Origin of the sequence: Acetatifactor muris (assembly GCF_024623325.1) — a bacterium.
Lineage (GTDB): Bacteria > Bacillota > Clostridia > Lachnospirales > Lachnospiraceae > Acetatifactor > Acetatifactor muris.
Genome location: NZ_JANJZD010000007.1, coordinates 137,690 through 159,127, shown reverse-complemented (window position 1 = coordinate 159,127; position 21,438 = coordinate 137,690). Strand labels below are relative to the sequence as shown.

The window sequence follows — 21,438 nt, the reverse complement described above, 5'->3', positions numbered from 1 at the left end:
TATTATGTGAGGGGAAAGTCCAGATTATTAATGCGAGTTTAAGAGATTTTAAGAAATTATGAAGAAATACAGTTCTCACTTGAAGAAGTGAAAAGGGGGTGTTATAATGTTACAAAATTGTTAAGGTTCTTGTTTTCAGAGAGGATAACCAGAATGGGTAAATTGTTTGGAAAAGCAAAAAAGGCACTGCGGCTTGAAGAAGAATACGATGAAAGAGAATATGATTGGGATAGTGATGAGGATTCCGGGGATGAAGGGTATGCTTCGGATGAAGATATGGCGATAGATGAGGACGATTTCCTGTATGGGGAGGAAGACGGCTTTGAGGAGGATACGGACAGAGATATTGAGTACTTTGAGCCGGCAGAGAGCGACAGTTATTATGAAGGGGAAGAAGACGGATACTATGAGTCCGGGGATACGTCGGAGGAAGGTATCGGTTATTATGAAGCGGAAGACGAGTTGACAGAAGAACCCGGCTGCCTCGAGGCGGACGAAGCGGAAGAAGACAGATACTTTGAGGCCGAAGAAGATACGGATGAGGCCTTCGGGTATTATGAGTCCGAAGACAGGGCGGAGGAAGCGGCGGAGTATTATGACCCGGAAGAAGAGACGGGAGAAGTCGGATATTATGAGACTGAGGAGAATATGGACGAAGCTCCCGGGTATTATGAGTCCGAAGGCGGCATGGAAGAACATGCCGAATATGTTGAGCCGGAAGAGATAGAGGGTATATATTACGGATCCGGTGAAGATGCGGAAGAGGCCGGATATACAGAGGATGCCGGATATACAGAAGAAGCCGGCTATATGGCTGAAGATGCCCTTTATTATGGAGAGGATTCCTCTGCGGAGAGCGAACCGGAAGACAGCGTGCGGCCGGCTTATGGGAGTACTTCCGCCCAGAGGGAGAGAGCGAAAGAAAGTCAGAAAAGGCAGCAGAGATCCGATAAGGAATCGGGAATTCTGGCCAGACTGAAGAGAAGCTTTTGCAAGATGGATATGATGGATAAAGTTATGCTTGTCACAGGAACAGGTGTGGTAATTCTGATGATAGTGACTGCAGGTGTCTTTATCAGTTCGCATATGGTGGAAAAGCAGGTGTCGGATTTTGCCAGCGTGGGAACGCAGCTGGAAGGGATCTCCACCATTGGGGAACAGGGACTGCTGGCTGTGGCAGATGCGGAGATGGCAAGACTTGCAGCCGCTTCCATTGTGAATGATGAGACTGAGGAACCGGAGAAGAAGGAGTATGACGAGACCGGTTTTGAAAAGGAAGTGACGGTAGCGCTTAACTTTACTTCCATACAGAAGGATCTGAAGATCAAGTTTATCAACAAAAAGACAGAAAAACTGGTGCCCAATGTGCCTTTTTCGGTGACGGTCGTAGGCCCTGACAATAAGTCTGTGATCTGGTCCGATGACGATATGGATGGGATTATCTATAAGAAAGACATTGCGCCCGGGACTTATAAGGTGACAATGGAAGCTCTGAGCGATGCCAGGTATTCCGATTATGTGATTCCCACGGAGACGCAGTCCGCGGAAGTACAGAAGGATATCGCATATAAAAAGGTAGATGTCACCAACGAAGTAAAGCAGGAAAAGGATGTAAATGTCAAAAAAGAAGACACCAAGAAAAATGAGACGGTTGTGGAGTCTACTCTGACAGATACGGTGACATGGGTGGAGAGTAAGGTGCTTACTTCCACGTATAATGAAGTGTCGAAAAGCGAGATTCCGGACCCGGCAACGCTGGTGAAAGCGGGAAATCTCTTACATATGGCAAATCTGTCTTTTGCCAGTGAAAGCAGTGAGCCGGGAGCCGGAGGGGAGAATCCGGGTGGAGAAGAGACGACGCCCGCGGAACCGGAAGGGACGGAGCCTGCTTCTCCGGAAAGCCCGGAACCATCGGAAACACCGGAGCCGCCTGCAACAGATAATCCACCGGAAACAACGCCATCGGAAAGCCCGGAACCGCCGGCGACAACGGAACCGCCGGCTACGACCCCGCCGGCAACGCCGACCCCGACCCCTACACCCAGCCCTACGCCGACTCCAACGCCCACCCCGACCCCTACACCCAGCCCGACCCCTACACCAACGCCCACCCCGACGCCCACCCCCACCCCTACGCCGCTGCCGGCAAAGGTGACAGTGGATAAGGCGGCGGTAAGTACAGCGGTGGGAGCTGCCGCAACGGTGACTGCCAGGACAGAAAATTTTACGGGAACCATAGCTTATTCCGTCGTGTCCAGCAACGCAGCGGTAGCAACGGCTTCTGTAGACGCCGCAGGTAAGGTCAGCATTCAGGGAGTGGCAGTGGGAACCGCCAGACTGACGGTTACGGCCACAGGAAGTTCTGCGCAGACGGCGACGGCAGTCATTGACGTGACTGTTACAGGAGCGAAGGCGCTGACTCTGAATAAGACTTCCATGAACATTCTGCCGAATACATCTTCAGCCATTACTGCCACACTCACCAATGTGACTGTGCAGGACCCGGCAGTTACCGCGGAGTCTTCCAATGCGGGTATTGTAAAGGTAAGTGTGGATAAACGCACTGTCACTGTCACTGGTGTGGCTGTGGGAGAAGCCACAGTCACTGTCAGATATGTGGAAAACGGTGAGGAAATCAAAGCGTCCTGCGTTGTCTATGTAAAGGACAGCACGGCGTCACTGCTGAAGGATAAGGAAGGCCGACAGGTTTATGTACAGGTTGACAATACCTATCGGGAAGCAACCTGGGCAGACTATTATACGGCAGGCAAATTTTTCATAAAAGGTGCGGAAAAATATACAGGCTGGCAGACCATTGACAATAAAGTATATTTCTTTACGGCAGACGGCAATAAGGTGACAGGAGAACAGGTGATTCAGGGGGCAAAATATAATTTTGCCAGCGATGGTTCTCTGGTTACAGGCAGCGGTGTCGTGGGAATTGACGTGTCCAAATGGAACGGCAGCATTGACTGGAAGGCCGTGAAGAATTCCGGAATCTCCTATGTAATTATCCGCTGCGGATACAGAGGTTCCGCGGAAGGGAAACTGATCGAGGATCCGAAATTTGCGGCGAATATAAAAGGAGCCACAGCGGCGGGCCTGAAAGTGGGAGTCTATTTCTTCTCTCAGGCTGTGGATGAGAGAGAAGCAGTGGAGGAAGCCTCCATGGTGCTGGATCTGATCAGAAACCATACGATTTCCTACCCGGTATTCCTGGATGTGGAAGCCAGCGGCGGACGGGGAGACAAGATTGACAAAGCCACCAGGACCGCGGTGTGCAAGGCATTCTGCCAGACAATTCAGAATGCAGGATATACGGCCGGCGTCTACTCCAATAAGGTATGGCTGGAGAACAAGATTGATGCGGGCAGCCTGAGCAGCTATAAAATCTGGCTGGCCCAGTATGCGGCAAACCCCACATACAAGGGAAAATACGAGATATGGCAGTACAGATCCACAGGCAGCGTCAGCGGTATCAGCGGAAATGTGGATATGAATATCAGTTACCTTGGCTATTGAGAGAAATGACGGAACGAAAACCTGTGAGATGTAAAGTTTTGTAACAGAATTGAATAAATTAAATGCATGTACACTGCTTTTTATGTTATACTAGGGGAAAACGCACGCATAGTTAGGAGAAAAAATGAGAACATATTTGGTAACGGGCGGTGCCGGCTTTATCGGCTCCAATTATATTCACTATATGTTTCGGAAATACGGAGATGAAATCCGTATTATCAACGTGGACCTGCTGACTTACGCCGGTAATCTGGAGAACCTGAAGGGCATCCAGGACAGAGCAAATTACACCTTTGTGAAGGCTGACATCTGCGATAAAGAGGCAATCTCCAGGATTTTTGCTGAAAATGATATCGACAGAGTCGTCCATTTTGCGGCTGAAAGTCATGTGGACAGAAGTATCCGCAACCCGGAAGTATTTGTGCAGACCAATGTGCTGGGGACTGCCGTGATGCTGAACTGTGCGAAGGAGGCCTGGGAGCTTTCGGATGGCAGCTTTAAGGAGGGGAAAAAATTCCTTCATGTGTCCACGGACGAAGTATATGGGTCGCTGCCGGATAACGGGGCCTCTTTCTTCTATGAGACCACGCCCTATGACCCTCACAGTCCCTATTCCGCCAGCAAGGCGGGAGCGGACATGCTGGTGAAGTCCTATATGGATACCTACCATTTCCCGGCCAACATCACCAACTGCTCCAACAATTACGGGCCTTATCAGTTCCCGGAGAAACTGATACCGCTGATTATCAACAATGCACTGCATGGCAGAAAGCTTCCGGTGTACGGAGACGGCAGAAATGTCAGAGACTGGCTTTTTGTGGAAGACCATGCGAAAGCCATTGATATGGTGCAGGAGCAGGGCAGGCTGTTTGAAACTTATAATATCGGCGGGCATAACGAGAAAAGGAATATTGAGATTATTCACATTATTCTGGAGACGCTTAAGGAGATGCTGCCGGATGATGATCCCAGAAAGGCGCTGGTTACTGCTGATCTGATTACCTATGTGGAGGACCGCAAGGGACATGACCGCAGATATGCCATCGCGCCGGATAAGATTAAGGCGGAGATCGGATGGTACCCGGAGACCATGTTCAAAGAAGGAATTCGGAAGACCATCCAGTGGTTCTTCGAAAACGAAGCATGGATGACGAATGTGACAAGTGGAGACTATCAGAAATATTACACGGAAATGTATGAAAAATGAGCATAAATGGGAACGGTTTTGGCCGTTCCCATTCGGCGTGAGGCAGGAAAGGATGGATGTTTTATGAAGGGAATTATATTGGCAGGCGGTTCCGGTACCAGGCTTTATCCTCTGACGAAGGCGATTTCGAAGCAGATTGTGCCGGTGTACGACAAACCGATGATTTATTACCCGCTGTCTACATTGATGCTGGCGGGTATCCGGGAGATTCTGATTATTTCCACACCCAGGGATTTATCCTTGTTTGAAGAGCTTCTGGGGGACGGCAGTCAGCTGGGGATGGAACTGTCCTATGCGGTGCAGGAGCATCCGGGTGGACTGGCGGAAGCTTTCCTGATTGGAGCGGATTTTGTGGGGAAGGACAGAGTGGCGCTGGTATTGGGAGATAATATTTTCTATGGGCAGAGCTTTTCCAGGGTGCTGAAAGAGGCTGCGGCAAGGGAAAAGGGAGCCACGATTTTCGGCTATTACGTGAGAGATCCCAGAGAGTACGGCGTGGTGGAATTTGACGGGAATGGCAAGGCGCTCTCCATCGAGGAGAAGCCGGCAAAGCCGAAGAGTAATTATGCGGTGCCCGGACTGTATTTTTATGACAATGATGTGCTGGAGATTGCGAAGACGATAAAACCTTCCGCCAGAGGAGAGCTGGAAATCACCAGTGTCAACAACGAATATCTGCGGAGAGGAACGCTTCATGTGGAGACGCTGGGCAGGGGATTTGCCTGGCTGGATACGGGCAATCATGATGCGCTGCTGGATGCCGCAGATTTTGTGGCTGCTTTCCAGAAGCGGCAGGGGCTGTACATTTCCTGTATAGAAGAGATTGCGTATAAGCGGGGATTTATCGATAAGGAGCAGCTGCTGAAACTGGCGGAGCCTCTGATGAAGACCAATTACGGAAAATATCTGGTAGAGGTAGCAAATGGACTCTAAACTGAGAAGAACAGCGATCCTTTCTTCCATGGCTTTGATTCTGCTGGTGTCTCTGTTTGTAGTATTCAGCAATCTGCCCCAACCCGGCCCGGGAAGGGAAGACAACACTCCGGCACAGACAACACCCCTGCCGGAACAGGAGGGCCAGACCGAAGCGCCGGAGGAGCAAAAAGAGGGCCAGATTGGAAATGACCTTTCCGCCTTTCTGCGTGATAATACTTTTTTTGACCAGGAGATCAGCCCCATATTGGAGGCGGCGAAAGAAAATGCCGCCAGACTGTCTCTGGTGGTAACTTCCGTGGAAAAGGACCTGCGTATTCAGATTGTGGATATGCAGGGGAATCCGGTTACCGGGGAAAGCTTTTATGTGAAGCTGGAAGGAGAGGGAGAATATAAGGATCTGGATAAGGACGGGATCATTTACATCGGCGATCTGGCTGCGGGAGAGTATTTCGTGGAGCTGCTGCCTGTGGAGGGGTACCGTGTGCCGAACAACGAGACAAAAGTACGGGTTAAGGATAAGGTGGAGTATGTGGCCATCAACGATATTTCGCTGTTGATTAAGACGGAAGAAGAGATTGTGGCCGAAGCGGAGGATACCGCCGTGGTGGATGCACTGGAAGATGCGGATAAGACCGAGATCAAAAAGTTCCAGAAGCCTACGGCCAATTCTCAGGTGGGAATTGATGTATCTAAATGGAACGGAGAGATTGACTGGGATAAGGTGAAGAACGCAGGAGTGGAATTTGCCATCATCCGTGCGGGGTATCGCGGTTCTGTGACGGGAAGTCTGGTAGTGGATCCGTATTTTACAGCGAATATGAGAGGAGCTGCCGTCAGCGGCGTTCCCGTGGGCGTGTATTTCTTCACCCAGGCGGTGAACGAGGTGGAGGCAGTGGAGGAAGCCTCGGCAGTGCTGGAGCTGATCAGAGAATATAATCTGGAATACCCTGTGTTTATTGACACGGAGGGAGCAGGAGGAAACGGAAGGGCGGACGGTCTTGACGTGGATACCAGAACGTTGGTGTGTGAAGCCTTCTGCCGAACCATAGCCAACGCAGGTTATACGGCAGGTGTCTATGGCAGTCGGAACTGGTATAACAATAATCTGCACGCGGAGCAGCTGGAGCAGTATTGCATCTGGCTGGCGGAATACCGCAGTGTTCCCCTTTACCAGGGATATTATCAGATGTGGCAGTATACTTCCAAAGGAAGTATTGACGGCATTGAGGGGAATGTGGATATGAATGTGAGCTATCTGAAATAACAGACAAAATTCAGCGCTGCAGATGCATATGGATTTATAGGAAAACGTAAAAGGAGAGGGGTACGATGGGTAAGATCAGTGTGGAGACATGCGGAATAGAAGGACTTAAGGTGATAACTCCCGCCGTGTTCGGCGACGAGAGAGGATATTTCTATGAGTCTTATCATTATGAGGCTTATAAGGAGGCGGGCATTCCGGAAATATTTGTGCAGGACAATCAGTCTTCCGGAAGGAGAGGTGTACTTCGAGGGCTTCATTTTCAGAAGCAGTTCCCGCAGGATAAGCTGGTGCGGGCTATCCGGGGAGAGGTATTTGACGTGGCGGTGGATCTGCGGGAAGGGTCTCCTACCTTCGGTCAGTGGTACGGTGTGGTACTTTCCGAGGAGAACAGAAAACAGTTTTTCATTCCGAAGAATTTTGCCCACGGGTATCTTGTTCTGTCTGAGTATGCGGAGTTTTGTTATAAATGCACGGATTTTTACCATCCCGGAGACGAGGGCGGGATTGCCTATGATGATCCTGCCATCGGCATTGAGTGGCCTGTTCCGGAGGATATGAAACTGATTATGATTGAGCGGGATCAGAACTGGGGCGGACTGGACAGCTATAAGAGGTAAGCGCATGAAGATTAGCAAAAAGGGCGGAGTCGCCATATTCTCGCTGCTGGGACTGCTGATGGCCGTGATCATTGTCGTGCACCAGAATCCCGGTCCCAGTGCGGATCCTCAGGAGGAGCTGCTGAAAAAGCTTCTCTCCTGCGCTATGATTCTGGTGGCCTGTGTGGTATTCGCAAAATGGTATGAGAAATTTACAACGCTTCCGGTGGAACTGTACCAGAGCAGGCATCTGATCTGGAAGCTGGCAAAAAACGATTTCAAAAAGCGTTATGCCGGCTCCTATCTGGGAGCGGTCTGGGCCATGATTCAGCCGGTGGTTACTGTAGCCATGTACTATATTGTATTTGACAAGATTATGGGAAACACAGGCAGGGGAACAGGAGATGTACCTTTTGTGCTGTTTCTCACGGCAGGGCTGGTTCCCTGGTTTTACTTTAATGAAGCGCTGAACAACGGGACCAATGCCATGCGGGAGTATGATTACCTGGTGAAAAAGGTGGTATTCAAAATCAGCATCCTGCCCATTATCAAAATCATAGCAGCCACCTTTATTCATGTGTTTTTTATAGGCGTGCTCCTGCTGGTGGCTGCACTTTACGGCTGTTATCCGACAATTTATACCATTCAGATTCTGTATTACAGCTTCTGCCTGTTTATCTTTGTGCTGGCACTTTGCTATACGACCTGTTCCATAGTGGTCTTTTTCAAGGATCTGGCCCAGATTATCAATATTGTTCTGCAGATTGGCCTGTGGGCGACGCCTATTCTGTGGGATATTCGCTCCATTCACGCAGACTGGGTTTTCGTGCTGAAGCTGAATCCGCTGGTGTATATTGTAAATGGTTATCGCAGTGCCATATATGAGAGGGAGTGGTTTTTCCAGGATTTTTTTTCCACAATGTACTTCTGGATTGTGACGGTGGTGCTTTTTGGTATCGGCGGAGCTGTGTTTAAGCGGCTGAAGGTGCATTTTGCAGATGTTTTGTAAAGGTGATGAGCGATGGTTGACGGGAAGAACAGTTCGCAGGAAACAGACGATATATCTGCGATAAAAATAAAAGATGTGGTGAAAATCTATAAGCTGTATGACAGGCCCAGAGACCGGGTGAAGGAAGCGCTGGGATTTGGCAGGAAGCAGACACATCAGCTGCATTATGCGCTGAACGGAGTCAGTCTGAATATCCGCAGAGGAGAGACAGTGGGCATCATCGGCACCAACGGTTCCGGTAAGTCTACAATATTGAAAATCATCACAGGGGTACTGAATCCCACGGCGGGTGAGGTCAGGGTGAACGGCCGGATATCTGCTCTGCTGGAGCTGGGAGCCGGCTTCAATATGGAATATAACGGCATTGAGAATGTGTATCTGAACGGTACGATGATGGGATTTTCAGATAAGGAAATCGGAGAAAAACTGCCGGGAATCCTGGAATTCGCGGATATCGGACCTTATGTGAACCAGCCGGTGAAGACCTACTCCAGCGGTATGTTTGTGCGGCTGGCTTTTGCGGTGGCTATCAACATAGAGCCGGAGATTCTCATTGTGGATGAGGCGCTCTCCGTGGGAGACGTATTTTTCCAGGCGAAATGTTATCATAAATTCGAAGAATTTAAGAAAAACGGGAAAACGATAGTATTCGTCAGTCATGACCTGAGCGCTGTCAGCAAATATTGTGACAGAGTATTTCTGCTGGACAGGGGAATCCTTCTGGGAGAGGGAACGCCGAAGGAAATGATTGACACCTACAAACGGGTGCTTGTGGGGCAGTACGAGCCTGCGGATAAGAGGGAGCATGCGGACTTTCTGGAGGATGTACGGCTGCGGCAGACGGAAAATGCACAGGGAGACGCTGCCGGGATCAATCCGGAAGCGCTGGAATACGGCACAGGGCAGGCGGAGATTCTGGAGTATTATCTGACGGATGACAGAGATGTCCGCACCACGGCTGTGATTAAGGGCAGTGTATTTACTCTGCACATGAAGGTGAAATTCCATGCCCATGTGCCCGGGCCGATTTTTGCCTTTACCATTAAAAATGCCATGGGGACGGAGATTACCGGCACCAATTCCATGATTGAGAAGGCCTGTCTGGAAAGCGGAGAGCCGGAACAGGTAAAAGAGATTACCTTTACCCAGAAAATGAGTCTCCAGGGCGGAGAGTATCTGCTGTCGCTGGGGGTTACCGGATACAATGTGGATACCTTTGAGGTCTATCACAGATTGTATGATGCATTGAATATTACCGTGGTTTCGGACAAGAATACAGTGGGATATTACGATATGAATTCAGAAGTGAAGGTGACGGATGTGACAGGACAATAATCCGTCGGGTTCAGAATGTGAGAGGATATTCTGGCCGCCGGAAGAATACTGATTGGACAGGATTGACGATAAGCCGTGTAAGGGACGGCGGAGAGGATATGGATGACAGAAGAAATCGGGAAAGTAAGGCTTGATTACAGCAAATATCCGGGAAAGGATTTCTACAGCGAAGGCGCGCTGGAGGATGAGCTGCTGGATATTGTGAAAAGTAAATCCGCGGCGGAGTACGGGGCTGTCATTGAGGAGCGGAAGAAATGGTCCATCCTGTATCATCTGTCCCCTTTGCGCGAGAATATTGTAGACTGGGTTCCCATGGATAAGGAGAGCAGGGTACTGGAGGTGGGCAGCGGGTGCGGCGCCATTACCGGTGCGCTTTCCAGAAAGGCAGGCACTGTGACTTGTGTGGAACTGTCAAAGAAGAGAAGCCTGATTAACGCACACAGGAACAGGGGCTGTGACAATGTCACTATTCATGTGGGAAATTTTAAGGATATTGAGCCGGATTTGCCGAAAGATTTCGATTATATCTGTCTGATTGGAGTCTTTGAATACGGGCAGAGCTATATCGGAGGAGATACGCCCTACGAGGATTTCCTGAAGCTTCTGCTGCCGCACCTGGCGGAGAACGGCAGAATTCTCATTGCCATAGAGAACAGGTACGGGCTGAAATATTTTGCGGGATGCAAGGAGGATCATCTGGGGACTTATTTCTCAGGCATTGAGCATTATGGAGCGGACTGCGGTGTGCGCACGTTTGGGCGAAATGGCCTGGAAGAGATTTTCAGAAAATGCGGTGTGGGGGAATACCGCTTTTATTATCCTTACCCGGACTATAAATTCATGACTATGCTGTATGGAGACGATTACCTTCCCGGAAAAGGAGAGCTTACAAACAACCTGCGGAATTTTGACAGAGACAGAATGCTGCTTTTTGACGAGAAAAGTGCTTTTGACGGGTTGACAGAGGAAGGCCTGTTTCCGCTGTTCTCCAATTCCTATATGGCAGTTATCGGGAAAACGTTCGATATAAAATATGTGAAGTACTCCAACGACCGGGCGCCGGAGTATGCGGTTCGAACGGAAATTGCACAGCATGACCGGGGACCTGTCTGTGTCCGCAAGTATCCCATGACTGGGGCGGCCCGGGAGCATGTGCGGGGGATGGCGGCTGCCTGTGAGAAGCTGGAGGAGAGATACAGAGGCGGGCGGCTGAAGATCAATCCGTGTCGGCTGGAGGAGGAAGGGGACAGAATCTGCGCGGAATTTGCATTTGAGCGGGGAACGGCCCTTTCAGAACTGATGGATCTCTGTCTGGAAAAGGATGACCTGGAAGGCTTTTACAGGTACTTTCAGGAGTACAGGGAGCGCATCGGCTATAACAGTGAGTATCCGGCGTCGGATTTTGATCCGATATTTTCCAATATTCTGGTGGACGGTGAGAAGTGGACGCTGATTGACTATGAATGGACCTTCGGAAAGCCTGTCGACACAAAGGAGCTGGCTTTCCGGGCGGTCTACTGCTATCTTCTGGAGGATGACAAACGGAAGAAGCTGGATCTGGAGCGGGCGATGAGAGAGCTTTCCGTGACGGAGAAGGAAGCGGAAACATTCCGGGAGGCAGAGAGGGAATTTCAGGATTTTGTGACGGGGAACAGGAAGGCCATGGCCACGCTGCGGGAAGAAATAGGCGGCAGAGTGATGCTTCCTCAGAACTGGATTGACAGATATGAAGATTCGGATAAAATCAACCGGGTTCAGATTTATGAAGACAGGGGGGAAGGCTGCTGCGAGGCGGAATCTTATTTTGTCAGAGATGCCTATCAGGGAGAGAATCTGATTGCATTTGATATAAAAGTGGAGGCAGGGGTGAAAAGGCTGCGGATTGACCCGGCGTTTGCCTCCTGTTCGGTGAAAATACAGGAGATGACACTGAATGGGGAAAGGGTGCCGCTGGAGAAGCGGAAAGTGCTTACTGCCAACGGACGGATTCTGAGTGCTGCCGGGAAGGGGGAGAATTATTGCCCCAGCATTGTGTTTCCGACCAGTGACCCCAATTTCTGCATTGGGTTGGACAGGCTGAAAATCGAGGCGGAAAACAGGCTGCATGTGCGGATGGAGATTGTGCGCCTGCCGATTTCCATGGCACAGGACATGGCAAATGGCCGCTGAGCGGGATACCGGAAGCAGTGGACTGGCCTTTGGCAAATCAGTTATGTCGGGAGAGGAGCAGTGGATTTGAAGATAAAGGAGCTGGCAAAGCGGATATTGACGGAGCGGGAAGACCGGCGTTACGAGGCTTTGCTGAGGAGCCGAAAAGGTACTTACGGGGATTGGCTGGCAGCCAGAGAGGTCCGGAGGGAGGATTCCGCAGAAATGACGGAGGAGCCGGGCAAGGAGGAAGCTTTCGTCATTGTCTGTACAGACACCGGGACCCCGGCTCCGGATGCCGAAGGCAGGATCAGGGAATATTTCAGGGCGCATCCGGAAGTGCAGCTGCTGTATGGAGATGAAGATATCAAAGGACAGTCTGCAGGCGGGGACTCCGGCGGTGCTTTTCCCTGGTTCAAGCCGGACTGGTCGCCGGACTTACTGGACAGCTTCTGCTATTTCGGCGGACTGGTGGCACTGCGGGAAGATCTGTTCCGACGGGCATGGGCGTGGATGCGGTCCTTTACAGAAGAGAATGGAAGCGCGACGGTACGATACAGGACAGGGGATATGGCCGTCTGGGAGAAATGGCTTCATGCATGTGCGGAGCTGGCCGGAGGATACCGGAAGGGAAGCTGCAGTATCGGCCATATTCCGGAGATTCTGTTTCATCAGGAGAGCCGGAAGGCGCAGAACGTATTTTTGCAGTATACTGATCTTCTGAAGCACTCCGAAGAAAGATTGCTGCAGGATTTCAGGGACAGCTGGATTATGCCGGGGAATCCGTCAGGAAGTAAGCCGGTGATATCGGTGGTGATTCCCTCAAAGGATCATCCGGAGGTGCTGGAGAACTGCCTGCGCGGATGTCTGTCAGGGAGAGAAGGCGCGTCCGCTTCGGAAGGGCGGAACCGGGAAGTGCCTGCATTGGAAATCATTGTGGTGGACAATGGGAGCAGCCATGAGAATCGAAGGATTGTGGAAGGGATGATCAGACGGCTGGCGGTACCGGAGGCCGGCCGGAATATCCGGTATCTTTATGAGCCCATGGAATTTCATTTCTCGAAAATGTGCAATCTGGGAGCAGCCGTGTCGGAGGGAGATTTTCTGCTCTTTTTGAACGATGATGTGGAGCTGAGCGGTGCGGACATTCTGACGCAGATGGCGGCGCTGGCCCACAGAGCATATACAGGTGCGGTGGGGCTGAAGCTGTATTATCCGGAATCAGCCCGGATTCAGCACGCCGGAATCACCAATCTGCCCATGGGACCCGTGCATAAGCTGCAGTTTATGGAGGACGACAGAGAATATTATTACGGCGCAAACCGGGGAAACCATAATGTGCTGGCAGTGACGGCGGCGTGTCTGATGGTGGAAAAGGAGAAATACCTGGAAGCCGGCGGCTTTTCGGAGGAATTGCCGGTGGCTTTTAATGATGTGGATTTCTGCTTCCGACTGTATGAGCTGGGGTACCGGAATGTGTGCATGAACAGCAGGTATGCCTGGCATTACGAGTCGCTGAGCAGGGGAGATGACGAAGCTCCGGAGAAGACGGAGCGTCTGCTTCGGGAGCGGGATAAGCTGTATGAGAGACATCCCGGACTGGCAGGGACAGATCCGTATTATTCTGTTCACCTGAATCGGAAAGGTCTGGATACGGGAATTCGTCCGGTTTATCTGTCCGCAGGGAATGAGACGCAGCGGAGCGGAGGAAATATCTTCAGATTCGACAGGAAAGGATACCGCAGTGACGCCTGCCTGATGGTGAGAGTGGAGGATTGCCGGGGAGGGAACGCACTGGGATACAGTATAGTGCTGGGAGACAATAACGCCTGCTGGGAGAAGCTGCTTTTGTTTGGAAAATGTGACAAAAAAATGACGGATGTGTCGGAATTGGAAACCATATATGCACTGAGAATAAAAGAGCAGTATCGCCCTGATCTGGAGGAAAACATGCCGGATCAGGTGAATGTGGCTCTCTGCGGATTTGATGTGGAGATAAAAGCAGAGGAGATTCCACCTGGAAAGTATCGGCTGGGAACGGCTGCCCGGAACAGAGTCAGCGGGCTGAAGCTGATGAACTGGAGCGGCCGGTTTATGCAGGTGGAAGGAGATACAGGGAAACAGGGAGACAGAATATGAAGGAAACGGATTACAGACAGGCTTATGAACAAGAACATCTGAAGTGTGCTGATCTGGCGGCCCGCATTGCCGATCTGGAGGCGAAAAACGAAGAGCTGGAGTGGAAGCTGGGACGGATCAAAAACAATCCGCTCTGGAAGGCGGCCAAACCTGTCCGAAACGGTATGCACTGGGCAATCCGCCAGAAGGACAGGATTCGGAATTGCGGAGGCCCCAGGGGCGTAATTCATAAAATAGGTTATAAAAAGAGAGAGCGGGAAGCCATGAAGCAGTTCGGCACTGCCAGCTTCCCTGCGCCGGAACAGGCGGCTGTGGAGCGCGGCACTGTCTTTCCCAGGATGGTGAAGATCAGTATTCTGGTGCCGCTGTGGAATAACCGGAGAGAATTTCAGATTGAAATGCTGGATTCTGTCATGAATCAAACCTATGGGAACTGGGAACTCTGTCTGGCTGACGGCTCCGATGAAGCACATTCCTATATAGGAGAAATCTGCAGGGAGTATGCGGCCAGAGCTGATGGCAGGATTGTCTACAGACATCTGGAGAAAAACGGCGGCATCGCAGGCAACACCAACGCCTGCCTGGAAATGGCCACCGGCGAATTCATCGGTCTGTTTGACCAGGATGACATTCTGCATCCCAGCGTTCTCTATGAATATGTGAAAGCGATCAACGAACAGAATGCAGACTATCTGTACTGCGATGAGACTACTTTCAGAAGCGGCAATATTGACCATATGCTGACCATGCATTTCAAGCCGGACTTTGCGCCGGACAATCTGCGGGCCAATAATTATATCTGTCATTTCAGTGTCTTTGCCAGAACGCTGCTGGACGGAAAGGAATTGTTCCGCACCAGATTCGACGGCAGTCAGGACCATGATATGATTTTACGGCTGACGGATAATGCACAGAAGATTGTTCATGTGCCCAGGCTGATGTATTACTGGAGAAGTCATCCGGGGTCAACGGCGTCTAATATCGAAGCGAAGCCTTATGCCATAGAGGCGGCAAAGGGGGCGGTGGCAGAGCACCTGCGCAAGCATGGATACGAGCATTTCAAGATTGAGTCCACCAGAGCTTTTGAAACCATTTTCCGCATTCGCTATCAGATTATCGGCACACCGAAGATTTCTGTCATCATTGCCAATAAGGACCATGCGGAAGACCTGTGTCGCTGTGTGACCTCTATTCTGGAGAAATCCACTTATGACAATTATGAGATTATCATTGTGGAGAACAACAGCAGCACAAAGGAAATTGAGGAATATTACAGCAGGGTTCTGGGATTCGAGTACAGACAGGCCCTGGAGAAATGCGGAAAGGAATCGGAACAGACCAGGGATACGGACCCGGTATTGCGCAGTGGGGACGGCAGAATCTCCATCGCAGTCTACCGGGGAGATTTCAATTATTCAGCGATAAATAATCTGGGGGTAAAGTATGCTTCCGGGGAGTATGTTCTGCTTCTGAACAACGATACGGAAGTGATCACTGTGAACTGGATGGAAGAGCTTCTGATGTATGCTCAGCGGGAGGACGTGGGTGCGGTAGGTGCAAAGCTTTATTATGGGGACAAGACCATTCAGCACGCAGGAGTGGTACTGGGGCTGGGAGCCCACAGAACGGCAGGGCATTCTCACTACAGACAGCATCGTCAGAATCTGGGGTATATGGGGCGTCTCTGCTATGCCCAGGATGTCAGTGCTGTGACGGGAGCCTGCCTGCTGGTCCGGAAGGAACGATACCTCTCTGTGGGCGGACTGGACAAAAGTTTCGCCGTGTCTCTGAATGATGTCGATTTCTGCCTGAAGCTCCGGGAAAAAGGGCTTCTCAATGTCTTTACTCCTTTTGCGGAGCTCTTCCACTATGAGTCCGCTTCCAGAGGGCTGGATGACAAAGGCGAGCGCGCACAGCGCTATAACAGGGAGTCAGAGAGATTTCGGGAGAAGTGGAAAAAGGTTCTGGAGGCGGGAGACCCTTATTACAATCTTAACTTTTCTCTGGACAGAAGTGATTTTTCGCTGAAAGTACAGAATTCTTGATTCCTGACTGTTTCCATGATAAAATAGAAGGAGTGTATCAAGGAATCGGAGCAGGGGAGAATCTTCATGGATATCAGAGATTACGAGAGAATTTTGGACGCCATACCGGCGACGGGAATCTATGTCGTCAGGGAGGATAATCACGAAATTCTGTATTTTAACAGTCAGGTACAGGAAATGGTGCCGGAAGTGCGCAGGGGGATGGTCTGTGACAAACTGTGGGTTAATTCCTGTGCTAACTGTCCTCTTCTGAATATTGGAGATAAAGCGGAAAACCGTTCGGTCAGCTGCGACAGTTCCATTGGCAGGGCAGTGGACATGGTGGCAAAAAGAATACTCTGGCAGGATGAAATCCCTGCCTTTGTGATTTCCGTGACCCCGCATATAGATGAGGTCAGCCATGTTTACCGCAAGATTCTGAGAGTTAATTTAAGCCGTAACAGTTACGATTTCGTAAAACCGGGCGCAGAAGACTGGGCGGCGGACAGGGAAGCGGATACTTTTTCCGGATGGCTCAGGCAGTTTACGGAGAACGGCATTATACATCCGGACGATGCGGACCGTTTTTTGAGCTTTACCCATCTGGAATATCTGAAAGGAGCACTGCGCACCGGAAGGAAGACTCTGACCTGCAGCTACCGGCGCAGTTCACCCAACGGTTTCCGCTGGAACCTGATGGAGGTAGTGCCGGATTCCGGATATACCGATCAGGAACAGATAGTGCTGATCTATATGAAGGATGTGCAGGACCTGCTGAAAGAGAGTCTGGAGCTGGATGAGGCCAGTGTCCGGCTCCAGGAGGTCACCCGCACGCTGGGAGAACAGAATTTCGGCGTGTATGCCATTGATTTAAATAACGGAAAGGTGAATCTGATCAGGGAGGAGGGCTATACCCAGGAGGGATGGACTTCTCAGACACTCATGTGGGATGTGGTGATGCATTCCCGTTTTGCCAGACAGATGCATCCTGAAAATCTGGAAAAATTCACACAGAAATTTTCTCTGGAGGGGCTGAGGCGTGCCAGAGATACAGGCATGCAGAAAACGGATATGCTCTGTCAGTGGAAGGGCGGGAGCGAGTACAGATATGTGGCGGTAATCGCCTATTTTGGAAGGAACCAGGGGACGAAGGATCACGCGGTGCTGGCGCTGCAGGATGTGGATAAGCGTGTGCGCCAGGAACAGGCGCTCTCTCAGAGAGATATGCAGATGGCGGCCATTCTGAAGTCCCGGTTTGACGTGATGACTACCATACATCTGGACACGGATCAGTGTGAACGAATCTGGTTTAATGAAAGTGCGGAGCCGCAGAACGCCGGTTCAGGAAGATATACCACCTATTACCGGAAGGCGCTGGAGCGTTCCGTGTGGCCGGAAGACATGGATAAATTCCGGGCGTGTATGAGCCCGGAACATGTGAGGGAACAGGCTGAAAACACGCAGGATTATTCCGAAGAGATCTGTCAGTATCGGCTGAACAGACCGGAAGAGCAGTGGCTGGAGCAGCACATTACTTATATACGCAGAGGCGGACAGGTACTGGTGAATATCCTGGGCCGGGATATTACCAGGGAAAAGCGTCAGGAAGAAATGCGATTGAAAAAGGCGCAGGAACAGGCCAATATTATCGGCAGCCTGAGCAGCATGTTTTTTGCTACTTATTATGGGGATCTGGAGCAGCAGCTGTTCCGCAGCGTGACGCAGCAGGGCGAAGTGGAAAAGCTTCTGGGCAACGAGGCGGATTATATGACAGCGCTGCGGACCTATGCGGAAAATTTCGTACACCCGGAGGACAGAGCGGACTATCTCTGTACCATGAGTATCCGGAATCTGAGACAGGTACTGGGACCGGAGCAGCCGTTTGTCACTTTTGCTTACCGCAAGCAGCCCGGAAAGGATGGCAGGGATTCGGAAAGCTACGGCTGGATACGGGCCACTGCGGTAATGACCCAGGCCGATAAGGAGGGGAGAGCCAGAGGAATTGTCTATGTGGCGCAGGATGTGACGGAGAGCAAGCAGAAGGAAATGCGGGAGCAGAGGGCAATCGAGGCGGCCTGCGCCGCGGCCAATCATGCCAATGCCTCCAAGAGCGAATTCCTGGCCCGGATGAGTCATAATATCCGCACTCCTATGAACGGGATCATCGGAATGACCAGAATTGCCTCGGAACATGTGGAAGACGGGGAACGAGTCAGAGACTGCCTTGGGAAGATTACGGCTTCCAGCAATAATCTGCTGTCCCAGGTCAACGAGATACTTGACCTGAGCGAAATTGAGTCGGGCAATGTGGACCTGGTGGCAGACGAGTGCTGCTTATCCGATCTGATACGGGATGTGGCTGACACAGTTCTTCCGGATGTTCAGGAAAAGGGGCTGCATCTGAGAATCAATCCCGTGCAGGTAAGGCATGAGCGTGTCGTTGGAGACCAGAGCCGGCTGAGACAGGTATTTCTGAATATACTGGGGAATTCTGTAAAGTATACCCCTGCAGGGGGAACACTGGAAGTATCTCTCATAGAACGGGATACCGCGAAATATGGCTGCAGTTCCTATGACTTTGTTTTTGAGGACAATGGCATCGGTATGGATGCGGCTTTTATACCGCATATTTTCGAGCCATTCAGCCGGGCGGAGAATTCGGAGGCAGAGCAAAACGCGGGCACCGGTCTGGGAATGACCATCGCGCAGAATATTGTGCGTATGATGGGCGGCGGTATCAGTGTGGAAAGTGCACCGGGCAAAGGCACGAGAGTTACGGTGACGCTGCTTTTGAAACGGCCGGGGGGCAAAGGGACAGAGGAAGAGCCGGAAGGACAGACGGAAAATGCTCCGTCAGGCGAACTTTTCCGGGGATATCGGATCCTGGTGGTGGAAGACAATGAGATCAATCGGGAAATTGCCATGGAAATCATCGGCGCTACCGGTGCCATGGTGGAATGTGCCTCGGACGGAATGGAAGGACTGCGGCGGTTTGAAATGATGCCGGAGGGATATTTCAATATGGTTTTCATGGATATTCAGATGCCGGTGATGAACGGTTACGAGGCAACCCGCGCCATTCGCAAGCTTCCCAGGAACGATGCGTTGTCCGTTCCCATTGTGGCTCTCTCCGCCAATACTTTTGCGGAGGATGTGGCTGCCAGCAGGGAGGCGGGCATGAACGGACATCTGAAGAAACCGCTGGATGTTTCGGAGCTGATTGCGGGCATGGGCCGCTGGCTGAGGCCTGTGTGACAGAGCAGACAGGTCACGGAGCCGCTGCAGGCCTGAGGTAACAGTTCAGACAGGGCGCTGAATGGTTACGGCCTGAGGTCGATTCTGCGCGGAAGACGAACTTTCTGTGGCATAATTAAGGGTTTTATGATAAAATGACTTCAAAAGACTGTCTGAAAACAGCGCGCGTAAAGAGAGGAGAAGGAAGATGAGTTTTATGGATGAATATCGTTTCTGGCTGGAAGACGATTACTTTGATCAGGGGACAAAGGATGAGCTGCAGGCCATTGGTGACAACCAGGGGGAAATCGAAGAAAGATTTTACAGGGAGCTGGAGTTCGGCACAGGGGGACTCAGAGGAATCATAGGAGCCGGCACCAACCGGATGAATATCTACACAGTCCGTAAGGCCACACAGGGGCTTGCCAATTTTATACTGAAGAAGGGAACGCAGGAAAAAGGCGTGGCAATTGCATATGATTCCAGACGCATGTCTCCTGAATTTGCGGATGTGGCGGCACTGTGTCTGGCGGCCAACGGCATCAGAGCATATGTGTTCGATGCGCTGAGACCCACACCGGAGCTTTCCTTTGCCCTGCGCACATTGGGCTGTACAGCGGGAATCGTTGTGACTGCAAGCCATAATCCGCCGGAGTACAACGGATACAAGGTGTACTGGGAGGATGGCGCTCAGGTCACCGCGCCCTTTGACAGAGAGATTATCGAGGAAGTAAAGAGTATCAGAGATTATCATACTGTGAAGACCATGGCGAAGGAGGAAGCGCTGGAGAAGGGACTTTACCAGGTTATCGGCAGAGAAATTGATGACGCCTATATGACAGAGCTGAAGAAGCAGATCATACATCCGGAAGTGATTGCGGAAGTGGCGGATGAGTTGAAGATTGTGTACACCCCTCTCTGCGGCACAGGCAATGTCCCTGCGAGACGGATTCTTTCGGAACTTGGTTTCAAACATGTCTATGTGGTTCCCGAGCAGGAGAATCCGGACCCCAACTTTACCACGCTGGATTATCCCAATCCCGAGGATCCGAAGGCATTTACCTATGCGCTTCGCCTTGCGAAGGAAAAGGATGCGGATATCGTTCTGGCAACGGACCCGGATGCAGACCGTCTGGGTGTGTACGCAAAGGACTCCAAAACCGGAGAATATGTTTCCTTTACCGGGAATATGTCCGGCATGCTGATAGCGGAATATATTCTGAGAGAGAGAACCGCCACAGGGACCATGCCTGAGAATCCCGCGCTGGTTACCACTATTGTCACCACCAATATGACCGGACCTATCACCAGTGCCTATGGGGTGAAAAAGATTGAGGTGCTCACGGGCTTTAAGTTTATCGGAGAGCAGATTAAGCTTTTTGAGCGCAGCGGAAGCAACCATTACGTGTTTGGTCTGGAGGAGAGCTATGGCTGTCTGGCCGGAACCCACGCCAGGGACAAGGACGCCATCGTCGCTGTGATGTGCCTATGTGAGGTTGCCGCTTTCTGTAAGAAGCAGGGCAAGACTCTGTGGGATATGATGCTGGATACTTATGAAAAGTACGGCTACTATAAGGAATCTCAGTATACCATCACGCTGAAGGGAATCGACGGTTCCAGGCAGATTGCGGAGATTATGGAGAGGCTGCGCCAGAATCCGCCGAAGGCTTTCGGAGACCGGAAAGTGCTGAAGTTCAGAGATTATGAGACAGACCGGGTGGTGGATATGGTTACAGGAGAGGAAGGCCAGACCGGCCTGCCGAAATCAAATGTGCTTTACTTCGAACTTCCGGACGATGCGTGGTGCTGTGCCCGTCCTTCCGGCACGGAGCCGAAGATTAAATTTTACATGGGCGTGAAGGGCACCAGCCTGGAGGACGCTCAGGCAAGGCTGGAGCAGCTTACCGAGGACCTGAAAGCGGAACTGTAAGTCACACTGTTGCCTGGCCAGCAGGAAAAGTGTCGTAAGAGATGATAAGAGAAGAAAAGGATTCCCTGCCTGATTTGCGTAAGGTGCAAGTTAT

Annotated in this window: 12 protein-coding genes; all 12 read left to right on the top strand. The window is 51.1% G+C overall.

Translation table 11 applies throughout. From position 1 onward, the window contains the following. Positions 1-153 precede the first annotated feature (153 nt). The 12 genes from NSB25_RS08680 (at position 154) to NSB25_RS08625 (ending at position 21,344) form a co-directional block, all read left to right on the top strand. Entirely contained in the window at positions 154-3,522 is a 3,369-nt protein-coding gene (locus tag NSB25_RS08680) for a GH25 family lysozyme (RefSeq protein WP_257479241.1), read from the top strand. 124 nt (positions 3,523-3,646) lie between these two features. Then, a complete protein-coding gene (gene rfbB / locus NSB25_RS08675; RefSeq protein ID WP_103239263.1) occupies positions 3,647-4,729 on the top strand; it encodes a dTDP-glucose 4,6-dehydratase in 1,083 nt (360 codons plus the stop codon). A 63-nt stretch (positions 4,730-4,792) separates the two neighbouring features. After that, complete coding sequence (rfbA, locus tag NSB25_RS08670; RefSeq protein WP_103239262.1) at positions 4,793-5,662, top strand: glucose-1-phosphate thymidylyltransferase RfbA; 870 nt, start codon at positions 4,793-4,795, stop codon at positions 5,660-5,662. Then, on the top strand, positions 5,652-6,929 hold the full coding sequence (locus tag NSB25_RS08665; RefSeq protein ID WP_103239261.1) for a GH25 family lysozyme: 1,278 nt from the start codon (positions 5,652-5,654) through the stop codon (positions 6,927-6,929). Before rfbA ends, NSB25_RS08665 begins: the two co-directional genes overlap by 11 nt. A 65-nt stretch (positions 6,930-6,994) precedes the next feature. Then, positions 6,995-7,546: a dTDP-4-dehydrorhamnose 3,5-epimerase gene (gene rfbC / locus NSB25_RS08660; protein WP_103239260.1), complete on the top strand. Its 552-nt coding sequence runs from the start codon at positions 6,995-6,997 to the stop codon at positions 7,544-7,546. Positions 7,547-7,550: 4 nt separating this feature from the next. Beyond that, a complete protein-coding gene (locus NSB25_RS08655) occupies positions 7,551-8,534 on the top strand; it encodes an ABC transporter permease (protein ID WP_103239259.1) in 984 nt (327 codons plus the stop codon). 12 nt (positions 8,535-8,546) lie between these two features. Further along, positions 8,547-9,869 (top strand): ABC transporter ATP-binding protein, encoded by a 1,323-nt coding sequence (locus tag NSB25_RS08650; RefSeq protein WP_103239258.1) that lies wholly within the window; start codon positions 8,547-8,549, stop codon positions 9,867-9,869. A 102-nt stretch (positions 9,870-9,971) separates the two neighbouring features. Next, positions 9,972-12,038, top strand: a complete 2,067-nt coding sequence (locus tag NSB25_RS08645) for a class I SAM-dependent methyltransferase (protein ID WP_146040010.1) — start codon at positions 9,972-9,974, stop codon at positions 12,036-12,038. A 60-nt stretch (positions 12,039-12,098) separates the two neighbouring features. Next, positions 12,099-14,156: a glycosyltransferase family 2 protein gene (locus NSB25_RS08640; RefSeq protein ID WP_146040009.1), complete on the top strand. Its 2,058-nt coding sequence runs from the start codon at positions 12,099-12,101 to the stop codon at positions 14,154-14,156. Continuing rightward, positions 14,153-16,201, top strand: a complete 2,049-nt coding sequence (locus NSB25_RS08635; RefSeq protein ID WP_103239256.1) for a glycosyltransferase family 2 protein — start codon at positions 14,153-14,155, stop codon at positions 16,199-16,201. The genes NSB25_RS08640 and NSB25_RS08635 overlap by 4 nt, the downstream gene beginning before the upstream one ends. A gap of 66 nt (positions 16,202-16,267) precedes the next feature. Then, positions 16,268-19,435, top strand: a complete 3,168-nt coding sequence (locus NSB25_RS08630) for a hybrid sensor histidine kinase/response regulator (protein ID WP_103239255.1) — start codon at positions 16,268-16,270, stop codon at positions 19,433-19,435. 187 nt (positions 19,436-19,622) lie between these two features. Further along, the gene (locus NSB25_RS08625; RefSeq protein ID WP_103239254.1) at positions 19,623-21,344 is read left to right on the top strand and encodes a phospho-sugar mutase; all 1,722 of its coding nucleotides are present in this window, start codon (positions 19,623-19,625) and stop codon (positions 21,342-21,344) included. Positions 21,345-21,438 lie beyond the last annotated feature (94 nt).

What these genes read in the sequence shown, in the direction of transcription:
- NSB25_RS08680 (WP_257479241.1), top strand. Translation starts at nt 154, where the DNA reads ATGGGTAAATTGTTTGGAAAAGCAAAAAAGGCACTGCGGCTTGAAGAA.
- rfbB (WP_103239263.1), top strand. Translation starts at nt 3,647, where the DNA reads ATGAGAACATATTTGGTAACGGGCGGTGCCGGCTTTATCGGCTCCAAT.
- rfbA (WP_103239262.1), top strand. Translation starts at nt 4,793, where the DNA reads ATGAAGGGAATTATATTGGCAGGCGGTTCCGGTACCAGGCTTTATCCT.
- NSB25_RS08665 (WP_103239261.1), top strand. Translation starts at nt 5,652, where the DNA reads ATGGACTCTAAACTGAGAAGAACAGCGATCCTTTCTTCCATGGCTTTG.
- rfbC (WP_103239260.1), top strand. Translation starts at nt 6,995, where the DNA reads ATGGGTAAGATCAGTGTGGAGACATGCGGAATAGAAGGACTTAAGGTG.
- NSB25_RS08655 (WP_103239259.1), top strand. Translation starts at nt 7,551, where the DNA reads ATGAAGATTAGCAAAAAGGGCGGAGTCGCCATATTCTCGCTGCTGGGA.
- NSB25_RS08650 (WP_103239258.1), top strand. Translation starts at nt 8,547, where the DNA reads ATGGTTGACGGGAAGAACAGTTCGCAGGAAACAGACGATATATCTGCG.
- NSB25_RS08645 (WP_146040010.1), top strand. Translation starts at nt 9,972, where the DNA reads ATGACAGAAGAAATCGGGAAAGTAAGGCTTGATTACAGCAAATATCCG.
- NSB25_RS08635 (WP_103239256.1), top strand. Translation starts at nt 14,153, where the DNA reads ATGAAGGAAACGGATTACAGACAGGCTTATGAACAAGAACATCTGAAG.
- NSB25_RS08630 (WP_103239255.1), top strand. Translation starts at nt 16,268, where the DNA reads ATGGATATCAGAGATTACGAGAGAATTTTGGACGCCATACCGGCGACG.
- NSB25_RS08625 (WP_103239254.1), top strand. Translation starts at nt 19,623, where the DNA reads ATGAGTTTTATGGATGAATATCGTTTCTGGCTGGAAGACGATTACTTT.